The following is a 12,521-nucleotide window of genomic DNA, read 5'->3' as shown; positions in this document are numbered from 1 at the left end:
ATCCAAGGAGATTTTCCAAATGAGCAGCATCAAGCCCCTCAACGGCATCAAGATCATCGACTTCACGCACGTGCAAGCCGGTCCGGCCTGCACGCAGATGCTGGCCTGGTTCGGCGCCGACGTGATCAAGGTGGAGCGCCCGGGCGCCGGCGACGTCACCCGCAGCCAGCTGCGCGACATCCCGAACGTCGACGCGCTGTACTTCACCATGCTCAACAGCAACAAGCGCTCGATCACGCTGGACACGAAGAAGCCCGAGGGCAAGATCGTGCTGGAAAAGCTGATCCGCGAATCCGACGTGCTGGTGGAAAACTTCGGCCCCGGCGCGCTGGACCGCATGGGCTTCACCTGGGAACGCCTGCAGGAGCTGAACCCGAAGATGATCGTCGCCTCGGTCAAGGGCTTCAGCGAAGGCCACCACTACGAGGACCTGAAGGTGTACGAGAACGTGGCGCAGTGCGCCGGCGGCTCCGCCTCCACCACCGGCTGGTGGAAGGGCGAGAACTCGGTGCCGACGATCTCGGCGGCCGCTCTGGGCGACTCCAACACCGGCATGCACCTGGCCATCGGCATCCTGACGGCCATCATCGGCCGCCAGCAGACCGGCAAGGGCCAGAAGGTGGCCTGCTCGATGCAGGACGCGGTGCTCAACCTGTGCCGCGTGAAGATGCGCGACCAGCAGCGCCTGGACAGCGTGGGCTACCTCGAGGAATACCCGCAGTACCCGCACGAGATGAGCGCGTTCGCCGACAAGGTCGTGCCGCGCGGCGGCAATGCCGGCGGCGGCGGCCAGCCCGGCTGGATCCTGAAGTGCAAGGGCTGGCAGACCGACCCCAACGCCTACATCTACTTCACGGTGCAGGGCCACGCCTGGGAGCCGATCTGCGAGGCGCTGGGCAAGCCCGAGTGGAAGACCGACCCCGACTACATGACGGCCAAGGCCCGCCAGCCGCATATCGAACAGATCTTCGCGACCATCGAGGACTTCATCAAGGACAAGACCAAGTTCGAGGCGGTGGACATCTTCCGCAAGTACGACATTCCTTGCGCCCCGGTGCTGTCGATGAAGGAGCTGCTGCACGACGAGTCGCTGCGCAAGAGCGGCTCGATCGTCGAAGTCCCGCACAAGGAGCGCGGCAGCTACTGGACCATCGGCAGCCCGATCAAGTTCTCGGACCTCAAGCCCGAAGTCACCGCCTCGCCCCTGCTGGGCGAGCACACCGAAGAGGTGCTGGCCGAACTGGGCTACACCAAGCAGCAGATCGACAATCTCAAGGAAGCAAAAGCCGTGTGATCGGCTCACCCCCAGGCTTGCCCACTTCGTGTGGCAGCGCCCACCCCCTTCGAGGGGGCGACACCCGCGGCCCGGCAAAGCCGGTTCCGCGGTGTCTCTGGAAGGAGGCGGCACTGCGGGGGCTGGATTGGAATGAAGCGCCGGAGGCAAACATGCAAGCGAATGTCGATTTCAAGCAGCTCGTCGAAGGCGCCGGCGATGCGATCATGGTGTGCGATGCGAAGGGCGCGATCACGCTGTGGAACCGTGCCGCCGAACGCATCTTCGGCTTCAGCGAGGCCGAGGCGCTCGGCCAGTCGCTCGACCTGATCATCCCCCAGCGCCAACGCCAGCGGCACTGGGACGGCTATCACAAGACGATGGAAACCGGCGTCACCAAGTACGGCGCCGACCTGCTGCGCGTACCGGCGCTGCACAAGGACGGCCGAACCCTGTCGGTCGCCTTCACCGTGTCGATGCTGTTCTCCGCCGATCATGAGGTCACCGGCATCGTCGCCATCGTTCGCGACGAGACCGCCCGCTTCGCCGAGGAGCGCAAGCTTCGCGCCCGTCTGGTAGAAGTCGAAGCCAACACGATCAGAGAAGGAGACAGTCAATGAGCCAAGCACTCGAGGGCGTGCGCATCCTCGACTTCACCCACGTGCAGTCGGGCCCCACCTGCACCCAGCTTCTGGCGTGGTTCGGCGCCGATGTGATCAAGGTCGAGCGCGCGGAAGAAGGCGACGCCACGCGCGGCCAGCTGCGCGACATTCCCGGCGCGGACAGCCTCTACTTCACGATGCTGAACCACAACAAGCGCTCGATCACGCTGGACACCAAGAACCCCAAGGGCAAGGAGGTTCTCGACAGCCTCATCAAGACCTGCGACGTGCTGGTCGAGAACTTCGCGCCCGGCGCGCTCGACCGCATGGGCATCACCTGGGCCCACATCCAGAAGCTCAACCCGCGCATGATCGTCGCCTCGGTCAAGGGCTTCGGGCCCGGCAAGTACGAGCACTGCAAGGTCTACGAGAACGTGGCCCAGTGCGCGGGCGGCGCGGCCTCCACCACCGGCTTCGAGGACGGTCCGCCGCTGGTCACCGGCGCACAGATCGGCGACAGCGGCACCGGCCTGCACCTGGCGCTCGGCATCCTGGCGGCGCTGTTCCAGCGCAACAGCACCGGGCGCGGCCAGCAGGTGCTCGCGCCGATGCAGGACGCGGTGCTCAACCTGTGCCGCGTGAAGATGCGCGACCAGCAGCGGCTGGAGCGCACCGGCACCATGCACGAGTACCCGCAGTACCCCGACGGCAAGTTCGGCGACGCGGTGCCGCGCGCGGGCAATGCGTCGGGCGGTGGCCAGCCCGGCTCCATCCTCAAGTGCAAGGGCTGGGAAACCGACCCCAACGCGTACATCTACTTCATCACGCAGGCGGCGGTGTGGCCGGCGGTGTGCAAGGTCATCGGCGAGGAAGGCTGGATCACCGACGAGGCCTACGCCACGCCGGCGGCGCGCCTGCTGCACCTGAAGCCGATCTTCGCGCGCATCGAGCAGTGGACCATGACCAAGACCAAGTTCGAGGCCATGGACATCCTCAACGAATACGACATCCCGTGCGGGCCGATCCTCTCGATGAAGGAGATCGCCGCGGATGAGTCGCTGCGCGAGACCGGCACCATCGTCGAGGTCGACCACCCGGTGCGCGGCAAGTACCTGACGGTGGGCAACCCCATCAAGATGTCCGACAGCCCGACGGTGGTGACGCGTTCGCCGCTGCTCGGCGAACACACCGAGGAAGTGCTGAGGCAGCTCGGCTACGGCGCGGACGACCTGGCGACCCTGCGGGCCGAGCGCGTGATCTGAGGCGCGGCGCAGGTCCGCCTTCCCTTTCATCTTCGAGTCTTGCGACAGCGCGGCCTGCGGGCGGCGCGGAGGATTGCTGCGCCCGTGAAATTGCACACCCTCCATCCATAACTCCTGGTGAATGGATTTTATAAATTCATTTAATTTTTATTTATCGTCCATCGATCCTACATTTTGAACTCGCCGGAATTTCTCGATCAATTCAATCTATTCGGCATTCATTCAAGGAGAAGATCATGGAAAGCCATTCGCCCGTTCAATATTGGCGCGATGAAATCGAGCGCAATGCCTACAACGCCGCCTTCTTCGAGCTGGGGCTGCGCTGGCACTGGGACGGCGAGACCTACGACCGCCTCATGGGCCTGGGCCAGGACGCCAATACGCGCATCGGCCATTACCTGAAGACCGAGCAGCCGCATCTGTTGAAGGCCTACGACGCCGAATTCCTCGCCGTGGCCATCGAGCAGAAAAAGGAAATCCACCGCAAGCGCGAAATGGCTTCGTCGAGCTATTTCAATTGGGCAGAAAGCCACGGCGTCGAGCTGGGCGCCTGAATTTCAATTAACGATTTCAGGTAATTGCGGCCATGAACATCCACGAATTCCAGGGCAAGGAGGTGCTGCGCCAATACGGCGTGGCAACGCCTCGCGGCTTCGTCTGCCGCTCGCCTGACGAGGCGGCCGAGGCCGCCAGCCGCATCGGCGGGCGCGCCTGGGTGGTCAAGGCGCAGATCCACGCGGGCGGCCGCGGCAAGGGCGGCGGCGTGAAGCCGGCCTGGTCGGTGGACGAGGTGCGGCGCCACGCCGGCCAGATGCTCGGCATGACGCTGAAGACGCCGCAGACCGGCCCCGAAGGCCGCGTGGTGAAGCAGCTGCTGGTGGAAGAAAGCGTGGAGATCGACAAGGAGCTCTACCTGGGCTTCGTGGTCGACCGCAACTCGCAGCGCGTGGCGCTGATGGCTTCGAGCGAAGGCGGCATGGACATCGAGGAGGTGGCCGCGCGCACGCCCGAGAAGATTCACCGGCTCTTCATCAACCCCGACACCGGCCTCGGCGTGGCCGAGGCGGACGGCATCGCGCGGCGCATCGGCATCGCCGACCGCGCGGTGGTGCAGGCGCGCGTGCTGATGCAGAACCTCTGGCAGGCCTTCGACGGCAGCGATGCCTCGCTGGCCGAGATCAACCCGCTGGTGCTCACACGCGACGGCCGCGTGATCGCGCTCGACGCCAGGTTCGACTTCGACGACAACGCGCTCTTCCGCCAACCCGGCATCGCCGCGATGCGCGACCTCGACGAGGAAGACCCGGTGGAGATCGAGGCCTCGGACGCCGGCCTCTCGTACATCGCGCTCGACGGCGACATCGGCTGCCTGGTCAACGGCGCGGGCCTCGCGATGGCGACGATGGACGCCATCAAGCTCTACGGCGGCTCGCCCGCCAACTTCCTCGACGTGGGCGGCGGCGCGACGGCCGACAAGGTGGCCGAGGCCGTGCGGCTGATGCTGCGCAACCCGAGGCTCAAGGCCGTGCTGGTCAACATCTTCGGCGGGATCATGAAGTGCGACGTGATCGCGCACGGCGTGGTCGACGCGGTGCGCGAGACCGGCCTCAGGGTGCCGCTGATCGTGCGCATGAAGGGCACCAACGAGGACCTGGGCCGGACCATCCTCGCGCAGTCGGGCCTGTCGATCATCAACGCCGACGACATGGCCGAGGCCGCGCAGCGGGCCATCGGCGCTGCCGGCAACTGGGAGCGCCAGCGATGAGCCGCTCTTGCTGTTTCCAGCAACAGTCGATGGAGTTCGCCGCATGTCCATCCTGATCGACAAGCACACCCGCGTCATCACGCAGGGCATCACCGGCAGGACGGGCCAGTTCCACACGCAGGCCTGCCTCGAATACGGCAACGGCAGGCATTGCTTCGTGGCCGGAGTGAATCCGCTGAAGGGCGGCCAGTCGATGGCGGGCATTCCGATCTTCGGCACGGTGAAGGAGGCCAAGGCGGAAACCGGCGCGACGGTCTCGGTGATCTACGTGCCGCCGACCTTCGCGGCAGCCGCCATCGACGAGGCCGTCGATGCCGAACTCGACCTGGTCATCTGCATCACCGAGGGCATCCCGGTGCGCGACATGATCCGCACGCGCCACCGCATGCAGGGCCGCAAGACGCTGCTGCTGGGGCCCAACTGCCCGGGGCTGATCACGCCCGGCGAGATCAAGATCGGCATCATGCCCGGCCACATCCACCAGCGCGGGCGCATCGGCGTGGTCTCGCGCTCGGGCACGCTGACCTACGAGGCCGCGAGCCAGCTCGCGAGCTTCGGCATCGGGCAGTCGACGGTGGTGGGCATCGGCGGCGATCCGGTCGGCGGGCTGCGGCACATCGACGTGCTGAAGATGTTCAACGACGACCCGCGCACCGACGCCGTGATCATGGTCGGCGAGATCGGCGGCGACGCCGAGGAGCAATGCGCGCGCTGGATACGCGACCACATGACCAAGCCCGTGGTCGGCTTCATCGCCGGTGCCAGCGCGCCGCCCGGCAAGCGCATGGGTCATGCGGGCGCCATCGTCTCCGGAGGCCGCGGCACCGCGCAGGAAAAGCTCGCGGTGATGAAGGAGTGCGGCATCCACGTCACGCGCAATCCGGCGGACATGGGAAAGCTGCTCGCCTCGCTCGTGATACCCGACTACCTCCCGTTCGACTGACCTGCCTCCCATCGGCTGATCGACGGCGGACCCGAATCCTCAACATCCAGAAAGCAGATAACAACATGCAAGAGCAACAGCAGCAAAGGAAATGGGTCCGCTTCGAGCACGCGGGCGGCATCGGTTTCGGCACGCTCGAAGGCGATGCGGTGCACGAGCGGCAGGGCGACATGTTCGGCGGCTCCGAGCCCACGGGCCGCGTGTTCGCGCTGGCCGGGCTGCAGCTGCTCACGCCCACCGAGCCCACCAAGGTGATCGCGCTGTGGAACAACTTCCACGCGCTGGGCGCCAAGCTGAGCCTGCCGGTGCCGGCCGAGCCGCTGTACCTGCTGAAGACGCCCAACTCGTACCTCGCGCCCGGTGCGCCCATCCGCAAGCCGCTGTGCGACGGCAAGGTGGTGTTCGAGGGCGAGCTCGGCATCGTCATCGGCAAGACCGCCACCGCCGTGCCGGAGGCCGACGCGCTCGACCACGTGTTCGGCTACACCTGCGCCAACGACGTCACCGTGGCCGACATCCTCAACCGCGATGCCTCCTTCGCGCAGTGGGTGCGCGCCAAGGGCTTCGACACCTTCTGTCCCATGGGCCCGGTGGTGGCCACCGGCCTCGACCCCGCCACGCTCACCGTGACCACCACGCTCAACGGCGAGCAGCGGCAGAACTACCCGATCAGCGACATGCGCTTCTCGGTACAGCAGCTCGTGAGCCTGATCTCGCAGGACATGACGCTGCACCGCGGCGACGTGATCCTCTGCGGCACCTCGGTCGGCGTCGGCTCCATGAAGCCCGGCAGCCTCGTCGAGATCGAGATCGGCGGCATCGGAAAGCTCGGCAACCGCTTCGGCTGAACGCAGCGCAGGGGTCGCGCAAGGATTTCAACTCTTGGGGATAGACGACATGAAGATTGCAATCATCGGAGCCGGCGCCATCGGCGGGCTGGTCGGCGCGAAGCTCGCGCTGGCCGGCGAGGACGTCACGTTCATCGTGCGAGGCGCCAACCTCGAAGCCATAGGCCGCAACGGCATCAAGCTGGTATCGGCCGAAGGCGAGGAACAGGTGGCGCGCAACGTCAGGGCCACCGACCGCTACGACGAGGCGGGAGTGCAGGACATCGTGGTGCTCGCGATGAAGGCCCACCAGGTCGAGGCCGTCGCCAACGACGTGCCCAGGCTCTTCGGGCCCGACACGGTGATCGTGACCATGCAGAACGGCATCCCGTACTGGTACTTCCACAAGCACGGCGGCGCGCTCGAAGGCACGCCGGTGCGCAGCGTCGATCCTTCGGGAATCGTCGCCGCGAAGATCCCCGCGCAGCGCGTGATCGGCTGCGTGGTGTATCCGGCCTCGGAGCTCATCGCGCCCGGCGTGGTCAGGCACATCGAGGGCGACCGCTTTCCGGTGGGCGAGCTCGACGGCTCGGCCAGCGAGCGCGTGAACCGCGTTTCGGCCTGCTTCACCGGCGCGGGCTTCAAGGCGCCGGTGCTCGACAACATCCGCTCCGAGATCTGGCTCAAGCTGTGGGGCAATCTCACCTTCAACCCGATCAGCAGCCTCGCGCATTCCACGCTCGTGGACATCTGCCAGTACCCACCCTCGCGCGAGCTGGCCGCCGCGATGATGCGCGAGGCGCAGGCCGTCGCGCACAAGCTCGGCATCGAATTCCGCGTGACGCTGGAAAAGCGCATCGCGGGCGCCGAGAAGGTCGGCAAGCACAAGACTTCGATGCTGCAGGACGTGGAAGCAGGCCGCGCGCCCGAGATCGACGCGCTGGTCGGCGCCGTGGTCGAACTGGCCCGGCTCACCGACACACCCACGCCGCACATCGACACCGTCTACAGCCTCGTCAAGTTGCTCGCGCGCACGATGGAAGACCAGCGCGGCCGGGTGAAGCTCGACGAGATCGCGGCATGAGCGGACGGTGTTTCTCGCTCTCCCCTCGGGGAGAGGGCAGGGGTGAGGGGGGCGGCCTTCGCGCAAGCCCTGCCTCGGCCACCGCCGCAAGCCCTCACCCCAACCCTCTCCCCGAGGGGAGAGGGAGCAATGCCCTGGGTACCGGGGGCGTTCGATGAGACGCACGCGCAGCGCCCGGATCGTCGCCACCCTCGGCCCGGCCACCACCGACGAGCCGGCCATCCGCGCGCTGTTCGAGCGTGGCGTGGACGTGTTCCGGCTCAACTTCAGCCACGGTACGCAGCACGACCACGCGCGCCGCATCGAGAGCATCCGCCGTCTCGAGCAGGAATACGGCCGGCCCATCGGCATCCTGCTCGACCTGCAGGGGCCCAAGCTGCGGCTGGGCAGCTTCGAGGGCGGCCGTGCGCATCTCGACGCGGGCGCGCGCTTCCGGCTCGACATGGACGAGGCTGCAGGCAACGAACGCCGCGCGCCGCTGCCGCATCCGGAAATCTTCGCCGCGCTGCGGGACGGCACCGAGCTGCTGCTCGACGACGGCAAGCTGCGCCTGCGCGTGGACAGCCACGGCACCGACTTCGCCGAGACCACGGTGCTGGTGGGCGGGCCGATCTCCGACCGCAAGGGTGTCAACGTGCCCAGCGTGCTGCTGCCGATCTCGCCGCTCACGCCCAAGGACCGCGACGACCTGGCCTTCGGCCTGTCTATGGGCGTGGACTGGGTCGCGCTCTCCTTCGTGCAGCGGCCCGAGGACATCGAGGAGGCACGCGCCATCATCGGCTCGCGCGCCTGGATCATGGCCAAGCTGGAGAAGCCCGCGGCCATTGAGCACCTGGATGCGATCGTCGAGCTGTGCGACGGCATCATGGTCGCGCGCGGCGACCTCGGCGTGGAGTTGCCGCCCGAGCAGGTACCGGAGCTTCAGCGGCTGATCGTGCGCACCTGCCGCAAGCGCGGCAAGCCCGTGGTGGTGGCCACGCAGATGCTCGAATCGATGATCTTCTCGCCCGTACCCACGCGCGCCGAGGTGTCGGATGTGGCGACCGCCGTGTACGACGGCGTCGACGCGGTGATGCTCTCGGCCGAATCGGCCTCGGGCAAATATCCGCTGGAGGCGGTCGCGATGATGGACCGCATCATCGCGCGCGTGGAGGCCGACCCGTCGTACCGCGCGGGCATCGATGCCACGCACGATGCGGCGCTTTCCACCACCGCCGATGCCGTATGCGCTTCGATGCGCCAGGTGGCGTCGCTGCTCGCGCCGGCCGCCACCGTGACCTACACGTCGTCGGGCTTCACGAGCCTGCGCGCGGCGCGCGAGCGCCCGGCGGTGCCCATCCTGAGCCTCACGCCCGACGTTGCCGCCGCGCGGCGCATGGCGATGGTGTGGGGCGTGCATGCCGTGCTGGTCGACGACGTGCACGACGTGGCGGAAATGATCGAATGCGCCTGCCGCACGGCGCGCGCCGAGGGCTTCGCGAAAGAGGGCGACGACGTGGTGGTGGTGGCGGGCCTGCCCTTCGGGCAATCGGGCACCACCAACCTGCTGCACGTGGCCCGGATACCGCGCTGAGCGCTGCTGCAGGCGGTTGCGATGAAGCATGCGACTTTGCGCCAGCTGAAGGTCTTCGAAGCGGTGGCGCGGCTGCTGAGCTTCTCGCGCGCGGCGCAGGAGCTTCACCTCACGCAGCCCGCGGTCTCCACGCAGGTTCGCAAGCTCGAGGAGCATGCGGACAACGCGCTGTTCGAGCAGTTCGGCAAGAAGATCTATCTCACGCCAGCGGGCACCGAGCTGCTGCAGATCAGCCGATCGATCATCCAGCAGTTCGAGGCGGCCGAGAACGCGATGATGCAGTTCAAGGGCGTCTCGGGCGGCAAGCTCAACGTGGGCGTGATCAGCGCGGGCGACTACTTCTTTCCGCGCCTGCTGGTGGAGTTCGCGAGCCGCCACCAGGGCGTGACGCTGAACTTCACCGTGCACAACCGCGCGGGTCTCCTGACCCACATCGCAGAGAACCTCACGGACCTCGCGATCATGGTGCGGCCGCCGACCGATCTGGACACCGTCAACCAGCCCTTCGCGCCGCATCCCTACGTGATCGTCGCGGCACCGGGCCATCCGCTGGCGCGAGAGAGAAACATCCCGCGGGCGCGGCTGATGCGCGAGCCCTTCGTGGTGCGCGAGAAGGCGTCCGATACCTGGCACTCGATGGAGGACGGCTTCGGCGGCGACCTGAGCGGCATCAACATCGCGATGGAGATACGCAGCACCGAGACCATCAAGCAGGCGGTGATCGCGGGCATGGGCGTGAGCTTCGTGTCGGCCCATACCGTGAGCCAGGAACTGCGCACCGGCAGCCTCTGCGTGCTCGACGTGGAAGGCTTTCCGCTGATGCTCAACTGGTACGTGGTGCATCGCCGCGGCAAGCGGCTGCCGCCGGTGGCGCAGGCCTTCAAGGATTTCCTGCTGAGCGACGGACCGTCGCTGATCTCGCAGATCGTTCCCTTCGAAGGACCCAATGAAAAAGAGCGCGGCGAGTGACTCGCGCGCGCTCTTCGCCAGGGCTTGATTGTGCTGCGGCGTGGGGCTTCTCAGCGCTGCACGAACGACGAGCGGCGCTGCATCAGCGCGGCGCGTGCGGCCTTGTAGAAGATCACGATGGGCATCACGGCGAACAGTTCGCGCATGACGTTGCTTGCGGTCGAGGAAGAGGCGGGGGCGCGCAGCGCGTTGGAATCGAGAGTGGTGTGGCTCATTTGATTGCTCCAAGAAAGAAATCTGAAACTGAATCGGAAAGTCCGAAGGGATTACCCTGAATTTTAGGGTTTACCCTAGACGAGGGCAAACGCGATTTTCGTGTTTCTTGACCCAGGTCAATTTTTCCGGTGTCGGACAGGTTCTCTTCCTGTGCGAATAGTTCCCCTGCCAGAGCCATTCGGATGCATGCGCGCAGATCGCGCAAAGCATCCACAAGCCATGGTCGAGACCGCCATGCAGCATCGCGCGATCGATCGAAGGCCCATGCCATGCATCACGCATGGATCATCGAAATCGCATCATCGATTCTTCATCCGTCATGCACCGCGCATCGTGTGATGCGTGCCGATGCCACTGCTCATTGCGCCTGCGTTCGTCGGCGTGATCGCGCCTCATGCGCGCGGCGATTCGATGCACTGCCTGTGCTAGGGATATCACGGGGGTTTCGAGGGAGCGCGATTCGTGTGAACTTGACTGAGGTCAAGAGTTTTTGACTCGCTCGGTCCGACAGTCATCCACGCGCAGACAACTGGTGATTCCCATGCCGTGTATCGATGTCAACGAAGCCTCGTCGCCCGTCGATGCGCACAGATCGCTCGACTGATTGCTCAGCTTTGCAGCCTGTCGGATTTCAACGAAAACACCAAGGACAACTCCATGACTCGGCCCACCTCCACGATCGCAGGTTCCAACGCCGCGATGTACCCACCGTCCGAAACCTATGGCGCCAGCGCGACCCGATCCGAGGCGTATCGATGGGGTCAGCTGCTCATCGGCATCGTCTGCATGGCGATGATCGCCAACCTGCAATACGGCTGGACGCTCTTCGTCAATCCGATCGCCGACAAGCATGGCTGGAGCCGCGCCGCGATCCAGGTCGCGTTCACCATCTTCGTCCTCACCGAGACCTGGCTCGTGCCCATCGAGGGCTACCTTGTCGACCGCTTCGGCCCGCGACCTGTGGTGCTGGTGGGCGGCGTGCTGTGCGGGCTGGGCTGGGTGCTCAATTCGTTCGCCGATTCGCTCGCGCTGCTGTACATCGCGGCGGCCATCGGCGGCGTCGGTGCCGGCGCGGTCTATGGCACCTGCGTGGGCAACGCGCTCAAGTGGTTCCCCGACCGCCGGGGGCTCGCGGCTGGCATGACCGCCGCGGGCTTCGGCGCGGGTTCCGCGCTCACGATCATCCCGATCTCCGCGATGATCAAGTCGAGCGGCTACGAATCGGCGTTTCTCTATTTTGGGATCGGGCAGGGACTGATCGTGTTCCTGCTCGCATGGATGCTGACCCGCGCACCCGACCATGCCAAGGCTTCGGGAAGCCGAAGCGTCCAGCAGTCGCGCCGCGACTATGCGCCCTCCGAAGTGCTGCGCTCCCCCGTGTTCTGGGTGATGTACGCGATGTTCGTGATGGTGGCGGCCGGCGGCCTGATGGCCACCGCGCAGCTCGCGCCCATCGCCAAGGACTTCAAGATCATCGACGTGCCGGTCAACATCATGGGCCTCGTGCTGCCCGCGCTGACCTTCGCGCTGGCCATCGACCGCGTGCTCAACGGCCTCACGCGGCCCTTCTTCGGCTGGGTGTCCGACAAGATCGGTCGCGAGCAGACCATGTTCATCGCCTTCGCGATGGAGTCGGTCGGCATCCTGATGCTCTACCACTATGGCCAGAACCCGATCCTCTTCGTGATCCTGACCGGCATCGTGTTCTTCGCCTGGGGCGAGATCTACAGCCTGTTCCCCTCGACCTGCGCCGACACCTTCGGCTCCAAGTACGCCGCATCGAACGCCGGCATGCTCTACACCGCCAAGGGCACGGCCTCGCTGCTGGTGCCGCTGTCGAGCGTGCTCGCGGCCGCCACCGGCAGCTGGCAGGCCGTCTTCATCGCGGCCAGCGCGGTCAATGCGCTTGCGGCGCTGATGGCCTGGTTCGTACTGCGGCCGATGCGCCGCAAGCACATCGAAGCGAGCCGCGCCGACTAGAGAACAGAACACCTGGACACCACGCGA

The 12,521-nt window shown here is 66.1% G+C and carries 12 protein-coding genes; 11 read left to right on the top strand and 1 reads right to left on the bottom strand.

The window, feature by feature from the left end; genetic code table 11:
• Positions 1-19: 19 nt before the first annotated feature.
• The 10 genes from frc (QMO14_RS08730) to QMO14_RS08685 all read left to right on the top strand — a co-directional run bounded on the left by frc (QMO14_RS08730) (position 20) and on the right by QMO14_RS08685 (position 10,298).
• On the top strand, positions 20-1,294 hold the full coding sequence (gene frc / locus QMO14_RS08730) for a formyl-CoA transferase (RefSeq protein WP_301506088.1): 1,275 nt from the start codon (positions 20-22) through the stop codon (positions 1,292-1,294).
• Positions 1,295-1,446: 152 nt separating this feature from the next.
• The gene (locus QMO14_RS08725; protein ID WP_301506086.1) at positions 1,447-1,893 is read left to right on the top strand and encodes a PAS domain S-box protein; all 447 of its coding nucleotides are present in this window, start codon (positions 1,447-1,449) and stop codon (positions 1,891-1,893) included.
• Positions 1,890-3,137 carry a formyl-CoA transferase gene (frc, locus tag QMO14_RS08720; RefSeq protein WP_301506084.1) on the top strand — a complete coding sequence of 416 codons (1,248 nt, stop codon included), beginning with the start codon at positions 1,890-1,892 and terminating at the stop codon, positions 3,135-3,137. The genes QMO14_RS08725 and frc (QMO14_RS08720) overlap by 4 nt, the downstream gene beginning before the upstream one ends.
• Positions 3,138-3,373: 236 nt before the next feature.
• Positions 3,374-3,691: a hypothetical protein gene (locus tag QMO14_RS08715; RefSeq protein WP_301506082.1), complete on the top strand. Its 318-nt coding sequence runs from the start codon at positions 3,374-3,376 to the stop codon at positions 3,689-3,691.
• Between the two features lie 32 nt (positions 3,692-3,723).
• Complete coding sequence (gene sucC / locus QMO14_RS08710) at positions 3,724-4,902, top strand: ADP-forming succinate--CoA ligase subunit beta (RefSeq protein ID WP_301506080.1); 1,179 nt, start codon at positions 3,724-3,726, stop codon at positions 4,900-4,902.
• Between the two features lie 43 nt (positions 4,903-4,945).
• Complete coding sequence (gene sucD / locus QMO14_RS08705; protein WP_301506079.1) at positions 4,946-5,845, top strand: succinate--CoA ligase subunit alpha; 900 nt, start codon at positions 4,946-4,948, stop codon at positions 5,843-5,845.
• Between the two features lie 65 nt (positions 5,846-5,910).
• Positions 5,911-6,693 (top strand): fumarylacetoacetate hydrolase family protein, encoded by a 783-nt coding sequence (locus QMO14_RS08700; protein WP_301506077.1) that lies wholly within the window; start codon positions 5,911-5,913, stop codon positions 6,691-6,693.
• A gap of 49 nt (positions 6,694-6,742) precedes the next feature.
• Positions 6,743-7,756, top strand: coding sequence for a 2-dehydropantoate 2-reductase (locus QMO14_RS08695; protein ID WP_301506075.1), 1,014 nt, complete (start codon positions 6,743-6,745; stop codon positions 7,754-7,756).
• 154 nt (positions 7,757-7,910) lie between these two features.
• Positions 7,911-9,329: a pyruvate kinase gene (gene pyk, locus QMO14_RS08690; protein WP_301506073.1), complete on the top strand. Its 1,419-nt coding sequence runs from the start codon at positions 7,911-7,913 to the stop codon at positions 9,327-9,329.
• Positions 9,330-9,350: 21 nt separating this feature from the next.
• On the top strand, positions 9,351-10,298 hold the full coding sequence (locus tag QMO14_RS08685) for a LysR family transcriptional regulator (protein WP_301506071.1): 948 nt from the start codon (positions 9,351-9,353) through the stop codon (positions 10,296-10,298).
• Positions 10,299-10,348: 50 nt separating this feature from the next.
• Here QMO14_RS08685 and QMO14_RS08680 read toward each other — a convergent pair whose 3' ends face one another.
• Positions 10,349-10,513 carry a hypothetical protein gene (locus QMO14_RS08680; protein WP_301506069.1) on the bottom strand — a complete coding sequence of 55 codons (165 nt, stop codon included), beginning with the start codon at positions 10,511-10,513 and terminating at the stop codon, positions 10,349-10,351.
• A gap of 658 nt (positions 10,514-11,171) precedes the next feature.
• Here QMO14_RS08680 and oxlT point away from each other — a divergent pair.
• The gene (oxlT, locus tag QMO14_RS08675; RefSeq protein ID WP_301506067.1) at positions 11,172-12,494 is read left to right on the top strand and encodes an oxalate/formate MFS antiporter; all 1,323 of its coding nucleotides are present in this window, start codon (positions 11,172-11,174) and stop codon (positions 12,492-12,494) included.
• The last annotated feature ends 27 nt before the right edge of the window (positions 12,495-12,521 follow it).

It is taken from the genome of Variovorax sp. CAN15 (genome assembly GCF_030462475.1).
Classification (GTDB): Bacteria; Pseudomonadota; Gammaproteobacteria; order Burkholderiales; family Burkholderiaceae_C; genus Variovorax.
Note: the sequence above shows the minus strand (reverse complement) of the source record. Positions and strands in the feature narration are given on the sequence as shown.